This is a genomic window from Comamonas odontotermitis, assembly GCF_040396735.1.
Classification (GTDB): Bacteria; Pseudomonadota; Gammaproteobacteria; order Burkholderiales; family Burkholderiaceae_C; genus Comamonas; species Comamonas odontotermitis_C.
On the sequence record NZ_JBEBNZ010000025.1, the window covers coordinates 17,625 to 40,301 of the forward strand.

General features: G+C 64.9%; 16 protein-coding genes. 9 read left to right on the plus strand and 7 right to left on the minus strand.

All coding sequences use genetic code 11. The annotated features are described in order from the left end of the window. The first annotated feature begins 184 nt into the window (after positions 1–184). The 4 genes from ACH2DG_RS17350 to ACH2DG_RS17365 are packed head-to-tail and all read left to right on the plus strand — an operon-like array spanning position 185 to position 3,528. The gene (locus ACH2DG_RS17350) at positions 185–1,195 is read left to right on the plus strand and encodes an ABC transporter substrate-binding protein (RefSeq protein ID WP_395027634.1); all 1,011 of its coding nucleotides are present in this window, start codon (positions 185–187) and stop codon (positions 1,193–1,195) included. A gap of 10 nt (positions 1,196–1,205) precedes the next feature. Continuing rightward, positions 1,206–1,994 (plus strand): ABC transporter ATP-binding protein, encoded by a 789-nt coding sequence (locus tag ACH2DG_RS17355; protein ID WP_395027636.1) that lies wholly within the window; start codon positions 1,206–1,208, stop codon positions 1,992–1,994. A 2-nt stretch (positions 1,995–1,996) separates the two neighbouring features. Next, positions 1,997–2,839: an ABC transporter permease gene (locus ACH2DG_RS17360; protein ID WP_395027638.1), complete on the plus strand. Its 843-nt coding sequence runs from the start codon at positions 1,997–1,999 to the stop codon at positions 2,837–2,839. Positions 2,840–2,862: 23 nt separating this feature from the next. After that, positions 2,863–3,528, plus strand: coding sequence for an isochorismatase family protein (locus ACH2DG_RS17365; protein ID WP_395027639.1), 666 nt, complete (start codon positions 2,863–2,865; stop codon positions 3,526–3,528). A 31-nt stretch (positions 3,529–3,559) separates the two neighbouring features. On the opposite strand, the gene ACH2DG_RS17370 is transcribed toward ACH2DG_RS17365, so the two are convergent. Beyond that, entirely contained in the window at positions 3,560–4,495 is a 936-nt protein-coding gene (locus ACH2DG_RS17370; protein ID WP_395027640.1) for a LysR family transcriptional regulator, read from the minus strand. Positions 4,496–4,602: 107 nt separating this feature from the next. Between ACH2DG_RS17370 and ACH2DG_RS17375 the strand changes: the two genes are divergently transcribed. Continuing rightward, positions 4,603–5,232, plus strand: a complete 630-nt coding sequence (locus tag ACH2DG_RS17375; protein ID WP_395027641.1) for a glutathione S-transferase family protein — start codon at positions 4,603–4,605, stop codon at positions 5,230–5,232. Beyond that, the gene (locus tag ACH2DG_RS17380) at positions 5,229–6,239 is read left to right on the plus strand and encodes a pyridoxamine 5'-phosphate oxidase family protein (RefSeq protein WP_395027642.1); all 1,011 of its coding nucleotides are present in this window, start codon (positions 5,229–5,231) and stop codon (positions 6,237–6,239) included. The genes ACH2DG_RS17375 and ACH2DG_RS17380 overlap by 4 nt, the downstream gene beginning before the upstream one ends. Positions 6,240–6,392: 153 nt before the next feature. On the opposite strand, the gene ACH2DG_RS17385 is transcribed toward ACH2DG_RS17380, so the two are convergent. The 4 genes from ACH2DG_RS17385 to ACH2DG_RS17400 form a co-directional block, all read right to left on the minus strand. After that, positions 6,393–7,862, minus strand: coding sequence for an efflux transporter outer membrane subunit (locus ACH2DG_RS17385; protein WP_395027644.1), 1,470 nt, complete (start codon positions 7,860–7,862; stop codon positions 6,393–6,395). Between the two features lie 13 nt (positions 7,863–7,875). After that, the gene (locus ACH2DG_RS17390; RefSeq protein WP_395027645.1) at positions 7,876–11,106 is read right to left on the minus strand and encodes an efflux RND transporter permease subunit; all 3,231 of its coding nucleotides are present in this window, start codon (positions 11,104–11,106) and stop codon (positions 7,876–7,878) included. A gap of 23 nt (positions 11,107–11,129) precedes the next feature. After that, positions 11,130–12,371: an efflux RND transporter periplasmic adaptor subunit gene (locus ACH2DG_RS17395; protein WP_395027646.1), complete on the minus strand. Its 1,242-nt coding sequence runs from the start codon at positions 12,369–12,371 to the stop codon at positions 11,130–11,132. Between the two features lie 192 nt (positions 12,372–12,563). Continuing rightward, the gene (locus ACH2DG_RS17400) at positions 12,564–13,400 is read right to left on the minus strand and encodes an alpha/beta hydrolase (protein ID WP_395027648.1); all 837 of its coding nucleotides are present in this window, start codon (positions 13,398–13,400) and stop codon (positions 12,564–12,566) included. A gap of 176 nt (positions 13,401–13,576) precedes the next feature. On the opposite strand from ACH2DG_RS17400, the gene ACH2DG_RS17405 reads away from it, so the two are divergent. Next, complete coding sequence (locus ACH2DG_RS17405; protein WP_395027649.1) at positions 13,577–14,500, plus strand: LysR family transcriptional regulator; 924 nt, start codon at positions 13,577–13,579, stop codon at positions 14,498–14,500. A 76-nt stretch (positions 14,501–14,576) separates the two neighbouring features. Here the strand turns inward: ACH2DG_RS17405 and hrpA are convergent, their stop codons facing one another. Both hrpA and ACH2DG_RS17415 read right to left on the minus strand, forming a co-directional pair. After that, positions 14,577–18,728: an ATP-dependent RNA helicase HrpA gene (hrpA, locus tag ACH2DG_RS17410; RefSeq protein ID WP_395027651.1), complete on the minus strand. Its 4,152-nt coding sequence runs from the start codon at positions 18,726–18,728 to the stop codon at positions 14,577–14,579. Positions 18,729–18,899: 171 nt separating this feature from the next. Continuing rightward, positions 18,900–19,706 (minus strand): IclR family transcriptional regulator, encoded by an 807-nt coding sequence (locus ACH2DG_RS17415; protein WP_395027653.1) that lies wholly within the window; start codon positions 19,704–19,706, stop codon positions 18,900–18,902. Positions 19,707–19,941: 235 nt separating this feature from the next. Between ACH2DG_RS17415 and ACH2DG_RS17420 the strand changes: the two genes are divergently transcribed. Both ACH2DG_RS17420 and ACH2DG_RS17425 read left to right on the plus strand, forming a co-directional pair. After that, a complete protein-coding gene (locus ACH2DG_RS17420; protein ID WP_395027655.1) occupies positions 19,942–20,898 on the plus strand; it encodes an MBL fold metallo-hydrolase in 957 nt (318 codons plus the stop codon). Positions 20,899–20,924: 26 nt separating this feature from the next. Then, complete coding sequence (locus tag ACH2DG_RS17425) at positions 20,925–22,673, plus strand: FAD-dependent oxidoreductase (protein ID WP_395027656.1); 1,749 nt, start codon at positions 20,925–20,927, stop codon at positions 22,671–22,673. Positions 22,674–22,677 lie beyond the last annotated feature (4 nt).

A 22,677-nucleotide genomic window follows, 5' to 3' on the forward strand; every position in this document is an offset into this window, starting at 1 on the left:
ATCGCTCTGCCCTGGTGCATGTTCTTGCTGGTTAACACCGATTTCGTTTGCTTCAATAAATTGGATACTGAATACATAAATAACAAAACATCTATTTACACATCCGCTATTCAGGCACGATATTTGCGTATTACCAGCCAGTTATTCCTTCCGCATCCCAATATTTGTATACAAGGAGTGTGACATGAGCTTGAGTTCCCCCCGCCGCCGCTTTCACAAAAAGCTGCTTGCGGCCACGCTGGCCGCCTGCAGTCTGCTCCAGCTGAGCGCGGCACAAGCGCAAACCGTGCACAAGGTGCGCTACGAGGAAGTGGTGCGATCCGTTCTGTATGTACCCATGTATGCCGGTCTGAAAAAAGGCATGTTCAAGGACGAGGGGATCGAGCTGACAATGAAAACCTCGCAAGGCACCGACAAAGGCATGGCGGCCCTGCTCTCGGGCAGCGCCGATATCGTCCTGATCGGGCCCGAGGCCTCCATCTATGTCGCCAACAGCGAATCGCCGGTCAAGCCTGTGGTGTTTGCGGGGCTCACGGCCACCGACGGCTTCCTGCTGATGGGCCGCAAGCCCGATCCAGCCTTTGACTGGAACAAGCTCAAGGGCAGCAAGATCATGTCCTTCCGTCCCGGCTCCAATCCCGACATCTTTCTGGAAGCCGCGTTGCGCAAGAAAGGGCTCGATCCGAAAAAGGACGTGAAGCTCGTCAACAACATCGGCCCCGCTGCCCGCACGGGCGCCTGGCTCGCCGGGCAGAATGACTACGCCACCTTTCTGGAGCCCGAGGCCAGCACGCTGGAGAAAGAAGGCAAGGCCTTCCCGCTTGGGTCCGTTGGCAAGGAAGCCGGCATGGTCGACTACACGGTCTTCACCACCACCGATGCCTACCTGAAGAAGAACCGCGCCGCCGTTCAGGCCTGGACCCAGGCCGTGGCCAAGGCGCAAAAATTTACCGCCGCCGCACCGGCTGCCGAACTGGCCGATCTGGTGGGCGAGTACTTCACCGGCGTGAGCAAGCCCGAGCTGACCAGCGCCATCGAGCGCTACCAGACGCTGAACCTCTGGAAGAAGACGCCTCTCGTTGAAAAGGAAGCCATGGACAAGCTGCAGGACATGCTGGTGCAAGGCGGCGTGCTGGAGGCGTCGAAGAAAGTCGACTACGCCCGGTTCGTGGACATGAGCCTGGTGCAGAAGTGAGGACGGCGCCATGAACAGCCCTTACCGCATCCATGTCGACAATGTGTCGCTGCGCTACTTCACCCTGCAGGGCGAAACGCAGGCGCTGCAGAACATCAACCTCTCGGTCAAACCGGGGGAATTCATCAGCCTGATCGGCCAATCGGGCTGCGGCAAGAGCACGCTGCTGTCCATTCTGGCGGGCATTCTGCCCCCATCCAGCGGCAACGTGTTCGTCGATGGCAGCGCCATCGTCGGCCCCAACCCGCGCATCGGCTACATGCTGCAGCAGGATTACCTGTTTGAATGGCGCACCATCCTGGAAAACACCTTGCTGGGCGCGCAGATCCAGAACCAGGACATGGCTGCTGCAGAAAAACGCGCCATCGCCCTGCTGCAGAAGTGCGGCATGGGCGACTACCTGCACCACTACCCGCGCCAGCTCTCGGGCGGCATGCGCCAGCGCGTGGCCCTGGCGCGCACCCTGGTCACCAACCCGGATGTGGTGCTGCTGGACGAGCCGTTTTCCGCACTCGACTCGCAGACCCGCCTGTCGATTGCCGACGAGGTGGTGGATGTGCTGCGCGACGAGGGCAAGTCCGTGATTCTGGTCACCCACGACATTGGCGAGGCCATCGCGATGACCGACCGCGTCATCGTTCTGTCGCGCCGCCCCGGCCGCATCAAATCGGTGCACCACATGGATTTTCCGTCGACCGGCGGCAAGCGCCCGACCCCATTCGAGGCACGCGGCTGCCCCGAGTTCAACGATTACTTCAACGTACTGTGGGATGAAATCGACGCCCACGTGGAAGGCTGAACATGAGCACCGTGATGAACACCACCAACACACAGGCCGCAAGCCCGCCCGATGCCCGCAGCCCCGAATATGTGCAGTGGCTCGCACAGATCCAGCGCCGCAAGCTGCTAATCACGGCCAGCCGCATCGGCGTGCTGGCCGTCTTTCTGGCTGTGTGGGAGATTCTGGCGCGCACCCAGGTCATCAACCCCATGCTGACCAGCTACCCCTCGGCCGTGCTTCCCACGCTAGTCGAACTGTTCAAGACCGGCGACCTGACAGGGCATACCTGGATCACCTTCAAGGCCACCATCATCGGCTTTGCCGTCAGCATGGTGCTGGGTGTGCTGATCGCAGCCCTGCTGTGGTGGAGCGGCTTTCTGAAAAAGGTGCTCGACCCTTTCCTCGTGATTGCCAACGCCATGCCCAAGATCGCCTTCGTGCCCATCTTCTACATCTGGCTGGGCTCCGAATACTCGGTGTACGGCATGGCCGTCGCCATCTCGCTCTTCATCACCATCATGGTGGTGTATGAAGGCTTCCAGGCTATCGACCCCAACAAGATCAAGCTGGCCACCACCCTGGGCGCCAGCAAGATGCAAGTGATGCGCTATGTCGTCTTCCCCGGCAGCGTGCCTGCCGTGATTGCGGCCATCAAGATGAACATCGGCCTGTCCCTGATCGGTGTGATCGTGGGCGAATTCCAGTCCTCCAGCGCCGGCCTGGGCTTTCTCATCGTCAACGGCAGCCAGGTGTTCAAGCTCAACATCGTGATGGCCGCCATCGTGGTGCTGGCCATGCTGTCCGCCGTCATGTACCTGGCCGTCACCCGCCTGGAAAAGGCCGTGCAGCACCGCTACGCATAAAGACACAGAAACCGCGAGGACCTATGCAATTTGAACCATGGATCGTGGAGCGCGTAAAGGCACGCCAGGGCGTGCTCCATCCCTACGACACGCTCGATGCCGCCACCACCGCCTTTGTCGTGGTCGACCTGCAGAAATACTATACGCAGCCCGGCTTTCAGGGCGAATGCGCGCCGGCGCGCGGCATTTTTGACAACGTCAACCAACTGGCCGCCGCCATGCGCGCACACGGCGGCAAGGTGGTGTGGATCAAGACCAATGCAGATGGCGCCGACCAGTTCTGGTCGCACCACCACAGGCACATGCTCACCCCCGAGCGCAGCGCCCGCCGCCTGCTGGAGCTGAGTGCCAGCCACGAAGGCTTCGAGATGCCGGACACGCTGGATGTGCAGGAAAACGACCTCACCGTCGTCAAGCGCTGCTACAGCGCACTGGCACCGGGGGCCTCGGAGCTGGACGCGGTGCTCAAGGCCCATGGCATCCGCACCGTGCTGATTGGCGGCACCGTCACCAACGTGTGCTGCGAATCCACCGCGCGCGATGCCATGATGCTCGACTACGCCACCATCATGGTCGATGATGCGCTGGCCGCCGTCACCCCGTATGAGCACGAGCACTCGCTCAACAACTGGATGCTCTTCTTTGGCGATGTGCTCACCGTGGACGAAGTGGTAGAGCGACTGCGTTGATCCCTGGGGGTATGCGCCTGGGCGACCAAAATCAGTCCGTTTTCCGGCCTTCCGATTCCGGCTCCAGCCCCCTGCCCTGCAACACGGGCACCTGGGCGAGCCGCTCGCGCGCAAACGCCACGAAGGCCCGCACCTTGGCAGGGGCGCGGCGCCCGGCGGGGTAGACGATGTGCACCGGCACTGGCGGCGGCTCATGCGCAGCCAGCACAATGCGCAGGCGGCCCGCCTGCAGACCGGCCGCCGCTTGGTAGGCCAGGCAGCGCGTGAGGCCCAGGCCCGCCTCGGCCGCGGCAATATCCACCTCGTTGCTGTTGCTGATCCAGCAGATCTGCGGCTGGGCGCTCACGCCATCCTTGAACGCCCAAGGCGCCACGGCCCGCGCATCGCGCGAAATGCCGATGGCCCGGTGGCTGGACAGCTCACCCGGATGGCGCGGCTCCCCGTACCGCGCCAGATAGGCGGGCGACGCCACCATCAGCCTGCGCAGCGCCCCAACAGGTAGCGCCGTGAGCCCCGAATCGGGCAGATGGGCGATACGCACGGCCACGTCCATGCCTTCATCGAGCAGGTTGACCAGCCAGTTGACGAACAACGTACGTGCCTGAACACGCGGATGCGCCGCCAGAAAATCTTGCACGATGGGTGCCACATGGCAGATACCAAACATCTGCGGCGCGGTGATGGACAGTTGCCCCTGCACCTGGGCCTGCGCACCACGCGCTGCCTGCTCGGCTTCGTGCAGATCGGCCAGAACCGGGCGGCAATCGCCCAGGAAGCGCTCGCCCGCCTCGGTCAGCCGTACCACCCGCGTGCTGCGCTGCAACAGCAGCACGCCCAGCCGTGCCTCCAGCGCGGCAATGGCCCGCGTGATGGCCGCAGGCGAGCGCCCCAGGCTGCGCGCAGCAGGCGCAAAGCCCCCGGCCTCGGCAACGGCCACGAAGCAACGCAGGGTATCGAGGTGATCCATTATTTCGCCATTTGCAATTTTGAAGTTCTCAATATCTCCATTTACGCCAATTCATGCAATAGCTAAGGTGAAGACCTTGTCCATCCCCTCAGGAAAGAAGCTTTGCCATGGCACCCACCCAGCCCTTCAAACTCTATCGCCTCGCCCTGTCGGGCCATTGCCACCGCGTGGAACTGCTGCTGTCCATGCTGGGCCTGCCCTATGAAACGCTGAACGTCGATCTGCTCCAGCGCGAGAACCGGAGCCCCGGTTTTCTGGCACTCAATCCACTCGGGCAGGTACCCGTGCTGGTGGATGGTGAGCTTGTGCTGTCCGACAGCAATGCCATCCTGGTTTACCTGGCGCAGCGCTATGCCCCCGGCAGCCACTGGATGCCGCAAGACCCGTCGGGCCAGGCGAGGTTGCAGCGCTGGTTCAGTCTGGCGGCAGGCATGCTCGGCCCGGGCATTGCCGGGCCACGGTTTGCAGCCATCACCGGCAAGCCGGTGAGCGAAGCGGCGCAGACCACCGGACGGCGACTGCTGGATTTTATGGAGGGCGAATTGCAGGGCCGCGACTGGCTGCTGGGCGGCGCCGAGCCCAGCCTCGCAGACCTTGCCCTGGTGGGTTACACCTCGCAGGCCGCCATCGGCGGGCTGCCGCTCACCACCTACCCGCGCATTACCGCCTGGGTGGCCCGCGTGCAGGCCTTGCGCGGCTATGTGCCGCTGTCCGACCGGCTTGCGGAGGCCGCATGACTGCAGCCACCCAGCCCCTGGACATGGCCCCTGATGCCTTTCACGCGGGCGAGCAGGCCTTGCAGGCCCGTGTGGGTGTGCGCGAGCGCATGGCGGCTGCTGGCCCCATGCTGCTGCGCGACCACATGCCCGACCAGCACCGCGAGCTGTTCGAGAAACTGCCCACGCTGCTGCTGGCAGCGCTCGATGCCACGGGCCAGCCCTGGGCCACGATGGTGGCCGGTGCGCCCGGCTTGGTACAGACCCCTGACATGCGCCGCATGCAGGTCAGCGTCCAGCCTGACGCCGCCGATCCGGTGCTCGCGCGTCTGGCCCCAGGCAGCCCGGTGGGCGTGCTAGGACTGGAGCCGCACACACGCAGACGCAATCGGATGAATGGCCGGGTTGCGGCGTTCAACAACGAAGGGCTCGCCATCGACGTGGTGCAAAGCTTTGGCAACTGCCCCAAGTACATCCAGGCCCGCGAGCCGCTTGCGCTTGCGCCATCGCAAGCACTGCCACCGCACCCTTCCGCACCACAGCCCCTGGGCCCCGCGCTTGACGCTGCCACCCTGGCACTGCTGGCACGCAGCGACACCTTGTTCATCGCCAGCGCCTCGGCCGCCCAGCCCGGCCTCGCGCGCTCCGACGGCGTAGACATGTCGCACCGCGGGGGCGAGCCCGGCTTTGTGCAGGTAGCGCAAACCGAACAGGGCATCACACTCAGCATGCCGGACTACCCTGGCAACCAGTTCTTCAACACCCTGGGCAACCTCGCACAGCACCCGCTGGCGGGCCTGCTGTTTGTGGACTATGACAGCGGCGGCCTGCTGCATGTGGCGGCCGAGGCAGAGCTGCTGTGGGATGCTGCCGCCTGTGCGCCCTGGCCTGGCGCCCTGCGGGCGCTCCGCTTCAAGGTGTTGGAGGGGCTGTGGCGCCCGCATGCCCTGCCCCTGCGCTGGACGGCACCGGTAGCCGCGCCCCAGTTTCGGGTGATGCGCGAGCGGACTGCCGTGACTGCGCTCTAACGACCGGCCTGGAAAAAGTAAAAACAAAGCCTGAGAGCAGAACACTCCCAGGCTTTTACATTCGGCAGCCAGCAATTGGCGGCGAACTAGGGTAGGGTCAATTACATGCGGTCAGCTGCGGGCGGTTAGCTACATGCGGTTAGCTACGGGCGGTCAGCTGTGGGCAGCAAGCTGCGCGCCGCTCTCCCAGCCCCCGCCCAGCGCGCGGATGAGCGCCACCGTGGCGGTGTACTGGGCAGTGCGCACCTGCAGCGCCTGGCGCCGGTTGCGCAGCTCGTTACGGCGCGCATCCAGCAGCTCCAGCTGGCTCACCAGGCCATTGCGGTAGCGCACATCCGACAGATGCGTGGCCCGCTCGGACGATTGCACGGCCTGCCCCAGCACCTGTGATTGGCCAGCAAGCAGGCGCAACGCACTGAGCTGGTCCTCCACCTCCCGGAAAGCGGCAAGCACCTGTCCGCGCTGGGCAGCCACCGCAGCCTCCAGCCGCGCACGGGCACCCTCTTCCTGCGCAGCGCGCTGGCCGCCATCGAAAATGGGCAGCGAAAGCAAGGCGCCAATGCCCCATGACCGTGCCGACCACTTGAACAGATCGCCCAGTTCTGGCGATGCGTAACCGCCGTTGCCCGTGAGCGTGATGGCCGGGAACCATGCCGCCTGCGCCACCCCCACCCGCGCCTGTGCCGCCAGCACCGATGCCTGGGCTGCCGATACGTCAGGGCGGCGTGCCAGCACCGTGGCGGGCACACCCGCCGGAATCACCGGCAGTGTCGCTTCACCCTGCTGCGATGCCAGCGTGAAGCCCGTGGCCACATCGCCCACCAGCACGGCCAGTGCATGCGTCAGCGTGGCCTGCTGGCGCTCCAGTGCCAACGTTTCGGCCTCGGTGGCAGAAACTTCGGTCTTCATGCGCGCCACATCCAGTTCGGCCGCATCGCCCGCTCGAAAGCGCCGCTCGATCAGGTTCAGCGTCTCGCGGTAGGCTGTCAGGCTCTGTTCCACCAACTGGCGCTCGCTCTGCAGCGAACGCAGTTGCAGATAGGTCTGCGCCACATCGGCCTGCACCATGAGGCGCGTGCTCTGCAGCAGCGCCTCGCGCGCAGTGGCATCTGCGCGTGCTGCATCGCTTGCGCCCGAGAGGCGGCCAAACAGATCAGCTTCATACGAGAAGTTCAACCCGGCAGTGACCAGCGTGGCAGGCTGCATGCCATTGGCAGTGTTGGCGCCGGCCTGGCGCACCGCGCCGCCCGATGCGCCCACCTGGGGCTGGCGCTGCGCATCGGCCGAGCGCAACAGTGCGCGGGCCTCCGCCAGGCGGGCCGCTGCAGTCTGCACATCGGTGTTGGCCTCGCCTGCGCGCTCCACCAGGGCGCTGAGTGCGGGGTCGGCAAACGCCAGCCACCATGCGCCGCGCGGTTGTGCCTCTGCCGGTGCAGCCGTCGTCCAGCCTGCTGCGGCAGCGCTTTTCTGCTCGCTGAAGCTGGCGGGCACAGCCACGCCAGCGTGCTCTGCCACGGTGGGAGGCACACTTGCGCAGCCCGCCAGCACGAGGGCTACCATCAACGCGCTCATGGGCACAGCCAGGGATCGGATGCGTTGCATTGATTTCATATCGTTATCCATTCGTCAATTGCGTTCATTCGTCATGACCACGCGCTGCGGCAAGCACGGGCAGCGCCGATGCGCCGTGGCCGGGTTCGCTGATCGGCGCCACATGGCTGCCGTGCTGCTGCAGTGGCCGGTTGCCCGCGAGGCGACGCAACACCACGTAGAACACGGGAGTCAGAAACAGACCGAACGCGGTCACGCCAATCATTCCGCTGAACACGGCAATGCCCATGGCGCTGCGCATTTCAGAACCGGCGCCGGTGGACAGCACCAGGGGCAACACACCCATGATGAACGCCATCGAGGTCATCAGGATCGGCCGCAAGCGCAGGCGGCTCGCCTCAATGGCGGCCTGCACCGGCGTGCGCCCTGAAAACTCCAGCTCCCGGGCGAACTCGACGATCAGGATCGCGTTCTTGGCAGACAGCCCCACCAGCACGATGAGCCCGATCTGCGTGAACACGTTGTTGTCGCCATGCGAGAGCCATACGCCGGTCATTGCCGCCAGCAGCCCCATGGGCACGATGAGAATGATGGCAATCGGCAGCGTCAGGCTTTCGTACTGCGCAGCCAGCACCAGGAACACCAGCAAAATGGCGATCGGGAACACCAGCACCGCCGAATTGCCTGCCAGGATTTCCTGGTAGGTCAGCTCCGTCCACTCAAAGCCGATGCCTGGCGGCAGCGTCTCGGCGGCCACCCGCTCGACCGCCGCACGCGCCTGCCCCGACGAGAAGCCCGGCGCAGGCCCGCCATTCACATCGGCGGCCAGAAAGCCGTTGTAGCGCATGGTGCGCTCGGGGCCGAAGCTGGCGTCCAGCTTCATCAGTGCCGACAACGGCACCATCTCGCCCGTCATCGAACGCACCTTGAGCTGGCCCACGTCTTCAGGCCGCGCGCGGAATGCCGCATCGGCCTGCACGCGCACGCTGTAGGTGCGGCCAAACTCGTTGAAATCGTTCGCATACAGGCTGCCCAGGTAAATCTGCAGCGTCTCGAAAATGTCCGTCACCGGCACGCCCAGTTGGCGCGCCTTGGTGCGGTCGATATCAGCGTAGAGCTGGGGCACGTTGACCTGCCAGCTGGTGAAAAGGCCTGCCAGTTCCGGCGTCTGGTACGCCTTGGCCATGAAGGCCTTCACGGCGGCATCCATGCCTGCGTAGCCCAGCGAGCCACGGTCTTCGATCTGCAGCTTGAAGCCCCCCGTGGTGCCCAGGCCCGCAACTGGTGGCGGCGGGAACATGGCAATGAAGGCGTCCTGAATCTCGCCAAAGGCCTGGTTGAGCTGCCCCGCGACTGCGCCGCCGCTCTGGTCAGCGCGCGTGCGCTCGGCAAAGGGCTTGAGCGTCACGAACACGATGCCTGCGTTGGAGCTGTTGGTGAAGCCGTTGATCGACAGGCCCGGGAAGGCAATCGCGTCCTCCACGTTCGGGTTCTTCTTGACGATCTCGCCCATGCGGCGGATCACGTTGTCGGTGCGGTCCAGCGTCGCGCCATCGGGCAACTGCGCAAAGCCGACGAGGTACTGCTTGTCCTGCATCGGCACGAAGCCGCCGGGCACCAGATGGAACAGGCCCCAGGTCGCGCCCACCAGCGCCAGGTACACGGCCAGCATGCCAGCCTTGTGCCCGATCACGCGGCGCACGCCGCCACTGTAGGCTTCCGAGCCCCGGTGGAACACCGCGTTGAAGCGCTTGAAGAAGCCGCCCAGCACACGGTCCATGCCGCGCGTGAGTGCATCCTTGGGCTCATGGTGGCCCTTGAGCAGCAATGCACTCAGCGCGGGCGACAGCGTCAGCGAGTTGATGGCAGAGATCACCGTGGAGATGGCGATGGTGACCGCAAACTGGCGGTAGAACTGCCCCGTGAGGCCGCTGATGAAGGCAAGCGGCACAAACACCGCCACCAGCACCAGCGCAATGGCGATGATGGGGCCCGACACCTCGCGCATGGCGCGGTAGGTGGCTTCGCGCGGCGTCAGCCCCGCTTCGATGTTGCGCTCCACGTTTTCCACCACCACGATGGCGTCATCCACCACGATACCGATGGCCAGCACGAGGCCGAACAGCGAGAGTGCATTGATCGAGAATCCCAGCAGGTGCAACACGGCAAATGTGCCCACCACCGACACTGGCACTGCCAGCAACGGAATGATGGAGGCGCGCCAGGTCTGCAGGAACAGGATCACCACGATCACCACGAGCGCAATCGCTTCGAGCAGCGTATGAATCACTGACTCGATGGATGCACGCACGAACTGCGTCGGGTCATACGCAATGCGGTACTCCACGCCCTCGGGCATGAGCTGGGCCAGCTCGGCCATGGTCTTGCGCACGTTGTCCGAGATTTCCAGCGCGTTCGATCCGGGCGCCTGGAACACACCCATGCCCACGGCTGGGTCGTTGTTGAGCAGCGAGCGCAGCGAGTAGTCGGCAGCCCCCAGCTCCAGCCGGGCGATATCGCGCAGCCGCGTCACAGCGCCGTCCGCACCGGTCTTGACGATGATGTCGCCGAACTCTTCGGGGCTGGAGAGGCGCCCCTGCGCGTTGATCGACATCTGCGTGTCCACGCCCGGCAGCCCGGGCGATGCGCCCACCACACCAGCGGCTGCCTGCACGTTCTGCTTGCGGATGGCCGCCACCACATCGCTGGCGGACAGGCCGCGCTGCGCCACCTTCTGCGGGTCGAGCCAGGCGCGCATCGAGTAATCGCCGCCGCCAAAGATCTGCACCTGTCCCACGCCGGGAATGCGGGCCAGCCGATCCTTCACATTGAGCACTGCGTAATTGCGCAGATAGTCAATGTCGTAGCGGCCATTGGGCGAGACCATGTGCACCACCATGGTGAGATCAGGTGCGCTCTTGACCGTGGTCACGCCCAGGCGGCGCACTTCCTCGGGCAGGCGCGGCTCGGCCTGCGAGACGCGGTTCTGCACCAGTTGCTGGGCCTTGTCGGGGTCGGTGCCGAGCTTGAAGGTAACAGTGAGCGTCATCACACCGTCGGTCGTGGCCTGGCTGCCCATGTAGAGCATGCCTTCCACGCCGTTGATGGATTCTTCCAGTGGCGTGGCCACGGTTTCGGCGATCACCTTGGGGCTGGCACCCGGGTACTGCGCGCGCACCACCACGGACGGCGGCGCGACTTCAGGGTACTCCGAGATCGGCAGCGTTCGCATGGCGATGAGGCCCGCGAGAAAGATGAGCACCGACAGCACGCCCGCAAAGATCGGGCGGTCGATGAAAAATCGGGAAAGGTTCATGATGTCGGGGGATCTAGGGGTTCTCAGGCCGCGGGCTGCTTCGCAGGGCGGCTGTCAGCCAGTTCGGCCTTGGCGTCCATGGGCACGTCCTGCGGCGCGACGACAACGCCCGGGCGCACGCGCTGCAGGCCGTTGACGACGATGCGCTCACCCGACTTGAGGCCGGTGGTGACCACGCGCAGGCCATCGACCGGCGCGCCCAGTTGCACTTCGCGGTACTCGGCCTTGTTGCCGTCGCCGATCACCAGCACGAACTTCTTGCTTTGGTCCGTGCCCACGGCGCGCTCGTTGATGAGCACGGCCTGGGTGCTTTGCGGCTGGCCCATGCGGATGCGGGCAAACTGCCCGGCCATCAAAGTGCCATCGGCATTGCCGAACACGGCGCGCACGCGCACCGTGCCGCTTTTCGCATCGACCTGGTTGTCAATCAGCTGCAGGTGGCCGGCATAGGGTGTGGCGCCGTTCACGCCCACGCCCATCTGCACGGGAATGGTCTCGATCATCGCGCGGGCACTGCGGCCCTTGCGGGTGTCTTCCAGGCCCTGCAGGGCATTGGCCACGATCTGCTCATCCACATCGAAGCTGGCATACATCGGATCCACCGACACCAGGGTGGTCAGCACCGGCGCTCCGGCACCCGAGCTCACGAGGTTGCCGACGGTGATCTCGATGCGGCCCACCCGCCCGCTGACGGGTGCCTTGACCTGCGTGTAGCCCAGGTTCAGCCTGGCCGTCTGCAGCGCTGCCTGGGCAGCGCGCAGGTTCGCATCGGCTTCGCGCTGGGCATTCACGCGTTCGTCGTATTCCTTCTGCGCAATGGCGCGCTCATCCCACAGGCGCGTGGCCCGCTCTGATTCGCTTTGTGTATAGGCCATGCGCGCCCTGGCGGCAACGACCTGCGCCTCGGCGCGGTCAACTTCGGCCGCATAGGGCGCAGGGTCGACGGTGAAGAGCAGATCGCCCGTCTTTACCAGCGCGCCTTCCTTGAAGTGCACGGCCTGCACGGCGCCGGAGACGCGCGGGCGCACATCGACGCGCTGCACCGCTTCAAGGCGGCCGGAAAATTCATTCCACAGCGTCACATCCTGCTGCAGAACCTGCGCCACCGAAACCGGCACGGCTGGCGGCGCTGCCTGTTGCGCGGGCGCCTCTGCGTGCGATGGCTGCAGGCCCAGGACGGCACCAGCCGTTGCGGCAATGGCTGCGGCAACGCCAGCAGCGGCCCACCAGCGGCGGCGGAGGGAGGGTTGGGAGTTGTCGTTCATGGCAGTGTCTTCAGGTTTGATGAATGGATGCAGGAAAAAACCTTCCTGCGGCAGGCAAAACTCACCCCTTCCAGCGCTCGGGCCAGGAATCGAATGAGGACCAAAAAAACGAAAAAAGCGCGCTTTTGCTTGCTCCGGCCTATGGATACAGGGGCCGGATCAAGGCAGCGGTCTCAGCAAGGCACGGTCAGCTCACAGCCGACATCGTGTTGTCTCGAAGAACTTGTGCAACTGCTCCTGCATCTGCACTGCGCAGGGGCATGGCTCGGGCGGCGGCTCCACCAGGGCATCGGGCCATTGGCCGGCGCCTTCGAACACATGCTGGAAAACGGTCAATCCGGCAGCTTCCAGGCGCTGGGCGTACCCCAGGGCCTCATCACGCATCGGGTCATCCCCGCCCACCAGAATCAACGAAGGTGGCAGCCCCGCCAGCCGATGCGCCCTGGCAGGCACGGCATAGGGATGCTCGGCATCGTGCGAGCCGCCCAGGTACTGGCACCACCCCGAGGCCCACTTGCATTTGACGGAATCACCCTGTGCAGCACGCTGCGAAGGCGTGGCAGCACAGGGGTCGAGCATGGGCGAGATGAGAATCTGGCCCGCCAGTGGCGGGTGCAACTGGTCGCGCGCCATCATGCAGACGCCGGCGGCCAGGTTGGCGCCGGCCTCCTCGCCCGCCAGATAGAGCGGCGCCCCCTTGCCAGCCAGCCTGGCACGCTGTTTGTGGGCCCACTGAAGCACTGCGTACCCCAGCTCCAGCGGGCGGGGAAACGGATGCTCCGGCGCCAGCGGGTAGGCCACCGACACCACGCAGGCCCCGGCAGCCGCCAGGGCATTGCCCACGGTGCAGCCGTTGTCCAGGTCACCCGTCACAAAAGCGCCACCATGAAAATGCACCACCAGCGGAGAGACCTCTCCCCGCTTCTTGCTGCCATACATGCGCACGCTGGCCTGCATGCCGCCTGCCACCTCAATGGTGGTGTCGGTATGGGAGTTGGTGGTTGGTGCAGGTTTTTTGGTGTTCAACATGGGGTTTCCGGACGGGTCCGGCCGATGAGATGAGAATGTAGCGTTACGCATTGGCGGCATAAACCCCGCAAACGCGGCCACACTGTTTCCAATTCTTGAATAATGACAGGCCAAGCTGTGTGTGAGAATCCCGAATCCTCGGCGAGCCCGAGATTTCGCGAGGACAAGGAGATCCCATGGATCAGATTCAGGCCATGCGTATTTTCGCGCGGGTTGTGGAAGCCGGCACATTCACGCGGGCAGCCGATTCGCTGCAGGTGCCCAAAGCCAGCGTGACCAAGAACGTTCAGGCGCTGGAAGAGCGCCTGCGCGTGAAACTGCTCAACCGTACCACGCGCCGCGTCACCGTCACGGCCGATGGCGCGGCTTACTATGACCGCGCGGTGCGCCTGCTGGCCGACTTCGACGACCTGGAGGCCAGCGTGAGCCAGGCCCGCACCACGCCGCGCGGCCGCCTGCGCGTAGATGTGGGAACTTCGGTAGCACGCCTGCTCATCATTCCGCACCTGGCCGAGTTCCAGTTGCGCTATCCCGAAATACAGATAGACCTGGGCGTGAGCGATCGCACGGTGGACCTCATCAGCGACAGCGTGGACTGCGTGATCCGCGGCGGAGAACTGGCCGACCAATCGCTTGTGGCGCGCCGTATCGGCAACCTGGATTTCATCACCGTTGCCGCCCCCCAATACCTGGAGCGCCACGGCATTCCCCGGCACCCCCGAGACCTGGAGACCGGCCATCGCAACGTGATCTATTTCTCGCCAGTGTCTGCGCGGCGCTATCCGCTGGAGTTTCACAAGAACGGCGAAGTGATCGAGATCGCAGGTCCCGCGCACTTGTGTGTCAACGAAAGCAATGCCTATATCTTCTCGCTGCTGGCGGGCCAGGGCATCGGCCAGGCGAGCCGTTTCCAGATCAACGAACACCTGAAAAACGGCCAGCTGCAGCAGGTGCTGGGAGACTGGAAGCATCCGCTCTTGCCGGTCTACGTGGTCTACCCGCCCAATTCCCACCTCAGCGCCAAGGTACGCGCCTTTGTGGACTGGGTGGTCGATCTGTTTGCAAGAAACCCGCTGCTGCAGGGCCAGAGCAGCGTTTAGAACGTATTTGCCAACCATCCAGGGCCGCGGCCGCAGCTGGAGCCCGCCATGCCACAGGTGGCGCGGCGTTGCCCCATCATTGCTGCAACTGTGCCCACACCTTGTCCAGCCGCTTGGTGCTGACCGGGTACGGTGTGCGCAGTTCCTGCGCGAAGAAGCTCACGCGCAACTCCTCCAGCATCCAGCGGTATTCCTGCATGCGCGCATCCACCTGCCCCTTGCGCTCGGCCACCAGGCGCCAGTAGCGCTGCTCCAGTGGCTGCAACTCCTTTTGCCTGGCGGCGTCGCGGGCTGGGTCTGCGCGGTACTTATCGAGGCGCGCGGTGATCGCCTTGAGGTAGCGCGCATAGTGGCCCAGTTGCGCCCAGGGCGCCACGGCAATGAAGTTCTTGGGCATCAGTTTCTGCAACTGCTGCTGCGCGTCCTGCGTGGCGTCCGGCGCATTCTTGGTGTCCTTGATCTTGCGCACCGCAGCCATGTATTCCTGCAGAATGCCAGCGGCCATGCGCGCCACCTCGTTGGCGATCAGGGTCAGGCGCCCCCGGCCGTCCTGCACGCGCTGCTTGAACTGCTCGGCATTCATCGGCAGCGGCTCCTGCAGGAAGGCGCGGTCGATGGCCACGTTGATGATCTGCTCGCGCAGCTCTTCCTGGGTGCCCAGCGGCATGTAGGCCACGGCCATCTTCTGCAGATCCGGAATGTTCTTTTCCAGGTACTTGAGCGCATCCTTGATCTGCAGCGCAAACAGGCGCCGCAGGCCGAGTGCATGGCGGCTCGCGGCCACCTCGGGCTCGTCGAACACCTCGATGCCGACGGCGCTGCCATGGTCGATCAGCGCAGGGAAACCGATCAGGGTCTGGCTGCCCTTCTTGATCTCCATCAACTCAGGCAGCTCTCCAAAGCTCCAGTCCGTGTGGCGCGCCTCCGCAGGCATGCTGGGGGCTTGCTGCGCTTTGCGCGATTGGGTCGCTTCCTTTTCAGGAGCTGGTTGCGGTTTCTTCACGCTCGATTCAGCTGGTTTTTCATCTGAACCCGCCAACTCACCGGCGCTGCCCGCTATCTTCAATGAAGCCAGTGCCTGGAAGGCGCCACGCGCCTTGGCACCCCACTGGGCCTTCAATGCACCCAGGTTGCGGCCCTGGCCCAACTGGCGGCCGTGCTCGTCGGTGATGCGGAAGTTCATGAACAAATGCGGACTGAGCATGTCGAGCTTGAAGTCCGCCCGCTTGATGTCGAGCGAGGTCTCATCGCGCGCCTGCTTGAGCAGCACCTCCGTCAAACTTCCGTCGCCAAAGCGCTCGCCCGCGCCCAGCAGCTCGGCCAGGCGCTGCGCATTTTCGGCCAGCGGCACAAAACGGCTGCGCGGGCGTTGCGGCAGGCTCTTGAGCAGGGCCTGGATCTTGTCCTTGAGCATGCCCGGCACCAGCCACTCGGCACGCTCTTCGCTCACCTGGTTCAGCACAAAAAGCGGTACGGTCACCGTCACGCCATCGCGCGGATCGCCCGGCTGGTGCAGGTAGCTGGCCGTGCAATCGACGCCGCCCAGCTTGATGGTCTTGGGAAAGGATGCCGTGGTGATGCCCGCAGCCTCGTGGCGCATCAACTCATCGCGCGAGAGGCGCAGCAGATCCGGGTTCTGCGCGCTCGCGTCCTTGAACCAGCGCTCCAGCGCGCGGCCGGTGCACACGTCCTGCGGAATCTGCTGGTCGTAAAAGGCGTAGATCAACTGGTCGTCCACCAGCACGTCCTGGCGGCGGCTCTTGTGCTCCAGCTCCTCGACCTTGGCAATCATCTTCTGGTTCGCGGCGAGGAACGGCAGGCGCGTTTCCCAATCGCCTTCCACCAGGGCCTGGCGGATGAAGATGTCGCGCGCGCCCTGCGGATCAATCTTGCCATAGCTGATGCGGCGCTGGCTGTACACCACCAGGCCGTACAGCGTGGCGCGCTCGTAGGCAGCCACCTCGCCCTGCTTCTTCTCCCAATGCGGATCGAGTAATTGCTTTCGCAGCAGGTGCGCGCCCACCTGCTCCAGCCATTGCGGCTCGATGGCGGCAATGCCACGGCCGTACAGGCGCGAGGTCTCGACCAGCTCTGCCGCCACGATCCAGCGCCCCGGCTTTTTGGACAAATGCGCCCCCGGGTGCGGGTGGAAGCGGATGCCGCGCGCACCCAGGTAGCCATCGCCCTCGTCGGTCTTGAAGCCGATGTTGCCCAGCAGGCCCGAGAGCATGGACAGGTGCACGGCCTCGTAGCCCGCTGCGTCCTGGTTCACCGGCCAGCGCTGCTCGTTCACCACCGTGAGCAGCTGCGAATGGATATCGCGCCACTCGCGCACACGGCGGATGTTGATGAAATTCTGGCGCAGCAACTGCTCCCACTGGCGGTTGCTGAGCTTGTGCGTGGCTTCGTCGGCCACGGCATCCTGCGGGGTGAAGGCCGCCAGCGGCGCCTGCTGGGTTTGCGCCACGGCAGCAGCGCCCGAGCTGCGCTGGGCCACCGGCAAAAAGGCGGCATTGCGCAGGTTGGCCAGGCCCTTGACGGGCGCAGCCTGCGCAGCCATTTCCTTGCGGGTCTTGGCCACCACCTTGCCGCCGCGTGCATCCGCCAGCCATTTCCACAGCCGCAGGTAGCCGCTGAATTCGCTTTTCTCGTCGTCGAACTTGGCGTGCTGCTGGTCGGCCTGCTGCTGCGCCTCCAGCGGGCGGTCGCGCACATCCTGCACGCTCAATGCGGCCGCAATCACCAGCACCTCGGCCAGCGCACCGCGCTCGCGCGCCTCCACGATCATGCGCGCCACGCGCGGGTCCAGCGGCAGGCGCGACAGCTCCTTGCCCATGGGCAGCAGCTCGCCCTGGTCGTCCACCGCGCCCAGCTCCTGCAGCAGCTGGTAGCCATCGGCAATGGCGCGGCCCGAAGGCGCCTCCAGAAACGGGAAATGCACCACATCGCCCAGGCGCAGCGCTTTCATGCGCAAAATGACGCCGGCGAGCGACGAGCGCAGGATTTCCGGATCGGTAAAGCGCGCGCGGCTGTTGAAATCCGCCTCGTCATACAGACGAATGCAGATGCCGTTGGCTACGCGGCCACAACGCCCCGCCCGCTGGTTGGCCGCCGCCTGGCTGATGGGCTCGACCAGCAGCTGCTCCACTTTGCTACGGAATGAATAGCGCTTGACACGCGCCGTTCCTGCATCGATCACATAGCGGATGCCCGGCACCGTGAGCGAGGTCTCGGCCACATTGGTGGCCAGCACGATGCGCCGGCCGGTGTGGCCTTCAAAAATGCGGTCCTGCTCGGCCTGCGACAGACGCGAGAACAACGGCAACACTTCGGCGTTGCGCAATACCGGCGAGTGCTGCAGGTGCTTGCGCAGGTGATCGGCCGCTTCGCGGATTTCGCGCTCGCCGGGCAGAAAGATCAGGATGTCGCCCCCACTACCGCCCTGCCACAGCTCATCGACACCATCTGCGATGGCGTCGTTCAGGTCGTAGTCCTTGGCGTCTTCAAACGGGCGGTAGCGCATCTCCACCGGGTAGGTGCGGCCGGACACCATGATGACCGGCGCGGGCCCGCTCTTGGACTCGAAGTGCTTGGCAAAGCGGTCCGCATCGATGGTGGCGGAGGTCACCACCACTTTCAGATCCGGGCGCTTGGGCAGGATCTGGCGGATGTAGCCCAGCAGAAAATCGATGTTCAGGCTGCGCTCATGCGCCTCGTCGATGATCAGCGTGTCGTACTGCCTGAGCAGCGGATCGGTTTGTGTCTCGGCGAGCAGGATGCCGTCGGTCATCAGCTTGACGGAGGCATCCTTGGACAGACGGTCCTGAAAGCGCACCTTGTAGCCCACCACTTCGCCCAGCGGCGTGTTCAGCTCTTCGGCAATGCGCTTGGCCACGCTGCTGGCGGCAATGCGGCGCGGCTGCGTGTGGCCGATCAGGTGGCCGCGCACTTCACCTTTTCCTTCGCCGGGCCGCCCCAAGACGGAAGGCGCGCCCTCGGGGGGCAGCGAATCACGCGCAGCGGAGGAGCGTGGGGGCCATTTATCACTAGGCGTTGCATTGAGCTTTCCCCGCCCCAGCGCCAGCGCAATCTTGGGCAGCTGTGTGGTCTTGCCCGACCCCGTTTCGCCGCAAACAATGATGACCTGGTGGCGCTCCATGGCCTCCATGATTTCTTCACGGCGGGCGGAGACGGGGAGCGATTCGGGAAACGTGATCTGCAAAGACATAAGCGGCGTATTATCCGCGCCCGCGGCCCAGCCCGCAGGCGCGTGCAGCCAACGCCCTGCGGCGGGCAGGCGTCTTGCGCCCGGAGCACCAACTCGTCAAGCCGTGATTGCTATGAAATTTGATAGCCATGCGCGCGCAGGACGTACACTGCAGGCCGATTTTTTGCAGAACTAGCGCGGATAGAAGCCCAGCTGCGCCGACAGGCGCGCTGCGCGCTCGCGCAGCCAGTCAGCAGCCCGAGCGTTGCCCGCACGCTGGGCATAGGCCTGCCAGCGTGCGTGCGGGCCGATCACCGCAATGCACACCACCGGCTGGCCCAGGCCGTTGTACACCGGCACGCCCAGCGCGGTCACCCCTTCGATCAGCACATCGCGCACCTCGGCAACGCCCGCCTTTCGCACGGCCTGCAAGGTTTGCGCCAATGCCGCGCTGCGCCACTGCCGCAGCAGGCCCTGGTGCCTGACTACGGCCTCCACCTCCGCCGCTGGCAGCAAGGCCGAGAACACCTGGCCCGTGGCCGTCTCGAACAGCGCCGCAGTCATGCCCAGCCGCATGGTCACATTCACCTGCTGCGGCCCCTGCACACTGTGCACGATGATGGGCCCCTGGCTGCTCCAAACCGCCACCGATGCCGAACAACCGAACTGCTGCGCAATCTCGGGCAACGCGCTGCTCGCCACCTGCACCGGATCGGCCTGCTGCAGTGCAATCGCTCCCATCTGCAACGCGAGCGGCCCCAGGCCGTACAGACCCGCAGCGTCCTGCACCACAAGGCCCAGTTGCCCAAAGCTGACCAGATACGGATGCGCCTTGGCAGGCGTCATGCCGGCCTGCGCCGCCAGATCCTTGAGCGCCAGGCTGCTCCCCGCACGCACCAGCGCCAGCAGCAGTTGGCCGCCCACTTCGACGCTCTGAATGCCCCGTTGCCGGCTGGCAGGCAGGGGCGCGGAGTGTGTGGACGGATTTTGAAGGGACATCGCAGTCGTCAAGAAGAGGGAAGAGAAGAGTAAGGATGGGCAGCAGCGCAGATTGTGCAGCAATGCAGTGCACCAACGCCCATGCCAGCGTCCTGTGTCAGAGCGTGCCAAGGCAACACCGACCGCGCACTAGGTATTAACCATTATCAAATGCATTACACAAAAACAAATATTTGATCGACAATTTATTCAACTAAACCAAATTAATTTGTCAAAAGCAAATTTATCACCCACCATGAACACCAAAACCTTTGCCTCCCATGCCGACACCGAAGTGAAGAAGGTGACGTTCGAGCAACTGTCCGAGCATGGCTGGGCCTACACCGCCGAAGGCGATCCGAACACCGGCATCGTCATCGGTGATGACGCGGTGATGGTGATCGACACCCAGGCCACGCCCGTGATGGCACAGGACGTGATCCGCCGCATCCGCGAGGTGACCGACAAGCCCATCCGCTACGTGACACTGAGCCACTACCATGCGGTGCGCGTGCTGGGGGCATCGGCCTATGGCGCCGAGCACATCATTGCCAGCCAGGACACCTACGACCTCATCGTGGAACGTGGCGAGCAGGACAAGGCCAGCGAGATCGGCCGCTTTCCGCGCTTGTTCCAGAACGTCGAGAGCGTGCCCGCAGGCATGACCTGGCCCACCATCACCTTCACCGGCAAGATGACCCTTTGGCTGGGCAAGCTGGAAGTGCAGATCCTGCAACTGGGCCGTGGCCACACCAAGGGCGACACCGTCGTCTGGCTGCCGGGCGAACGCACGCTCTTCAGCGGCGACTTGGTGGAGTTTGACGCCACGCCGTATGCGGGCGACGCCTACTTCAAGGACTGGCCGCACACGCTGGACGCGATTGCTGCGCTGCAGCCCGCCAACCTGGTGCCCGGGCGCGGCGCGGCACTCAAGACCCCCGAGCAGGTGGCCGCAGGCCTCGCAGGCACGCGCAGCTTCATCCAGGACCTGTACCAGAGCATTGCCGCCAGCGCCCAGGCCGGCAAAGACCTGAAGCTGGCCTACAAGGAAGCCTATGCCGCGCTGCAGCCCAAGTACGGCCAATGGGTGATCTTTGACCATTGCATGCCGTTTGACGTGACCCGCGCCTACGACGAGGCCACCCAGTACCCGGACCCGCGTATCTGGACTGCCGAGCGTGACCAGGCCATGTGGCAGGCACTGGAAGGCTGATTCCCCATCCACCGCCAGGAGCCGCCATGCCAGATGCCGCTGTCCGCCAATCCCTGCTCGATCGACTGCAGCACGCCGACGGCGATGCCCTGCAGGCGCTGGAGTTTCCGTACCTGCGCAGCCCTGATCAGGATGCAGCAGCGCCCACCCAGCACCCGGTCGTCATCGTAGGGGCAGGCCCGGTTGGCCTGAGCCTTGCGATTGATCTGGCCCAGCGCGGCCAGCCCGTGGTGGTACTGGACAATGACAGGCACCTGTCCACCGGATCGCGCGCGCTGTGCTTTGCCAAGCGCACGCTGGAAATCTGGGACCGCCTGGGCGTGGGAGAGCGGGCCGTGCAAAAAGGCGTGGCCTGGAAGGTGGGCAAGGTCTTTGAAGGCGCTGCCGCCGATCCCGTCTACCAGTTTGACCTGCTGCCCGAAGCCGGCCACGAGCGCCCGGCCTTCATCAACCTGCAGCAGTACTATGCAGAGGCCTTTCTGGTGGAGCGCGCGCTGCAGTTGCCGTTGATCGACATTCGTTGGCAGCACAAGGTGGAACAGGTGCAGCACACGGCGGGTGGCGCGGCCATTGGCGTATCGACCCCCGAGGGCAGCTACCACCTGCAGGCGCAGTGGCTGGTGGCCTGTGACGGATCGCGCTCCACCGTGCGGCGCGCGCTGGGGCTGGAGACGCACGGCCAGGTCTTCAAGGATCGCTTTCTGATTGCCGATGTGCGCCTGAGCGCACCCTTCCCCTGCGAGCGCTGGTTCTGGTTCAACCCGCCCTTCCACCCGGGCCAGAGCGTGCTGCTGCACATGCAGCCCGATGGCGTGTGGCGCATCGATTTCCAACTGGGCTGGGATGCCGACCCCGAGGTGGAAAAGCAGCCCGCGCGCATCATTCCGCGCATCGAGGCCATGCTCGGGCCCGATGTGGAGGTAGAGCTGGTCTGGGCCAGCGTCTACACCTTTGCCTGCCAGCGCATGGACCGCTTCGTGCATGGCCGCGTGGTGTTTGCCGGCGACAGCGCCCATGGCGTGTCACCCTTTGGCGCACGCGGCGCCAACAGCGGCGTGCAGGATGCCGACAACCTGGGCTGGAAGCTCGACGCCGTATTGCGCGGCGACGCACCGGCCCGCCTGATCGACACCTATGGCAGCGAGCGCGAATACGCGGCCGACGAGAACATTCTGAACTCGACCCGGTCGACCGATTTCATCACCCCCAAGAGCGCCATCAGCCACCTCTTTCGCAAGGCCGTGCTGCAACTGGCCCAGCACCATGGATTTGCGCGCCGCATGGTCAACAGCGGGCGGCTGTCCGTGCCCGCAGTGCTGCAGCACAGCCCGCTGCACCAGCCGGGCAATGCAACGCCCGGCTTTGCCAGCGCCGCACCACTGGGCGCCGTGCTGCCGGACGCTCCCGTACAGTGCGCACGCAGCGGCCGCCACAGCTTCATCCTGCGCGAGCTGGGGCCGGATTTCAACCTGCTGTGCTTTGGGCCCCCGCCCGCTTGGGCTGCAGGCATCGCCAGCCTGCAAACCATCAGCATCTGCGACCAACCGAGCACCCAGACACACCAGGCAAGCCATGCGCTGCACGACACCCAGGGCCTGCTGGCGCAGCGCCTGGGTGCCCAGGCTGGCACCCTGTACCTGCTGCGGCCGGACCAGCATATCTGCGCCCGCTGGCACAGCGCCGACGCCCAAGCCATCACCGCCGCCATGGCCCGGGCGCTGGGCCGCAACCTCTGCGATACGCCAACAGCCGCAGCGCAGGCCTGCGCGGCATGAAGGA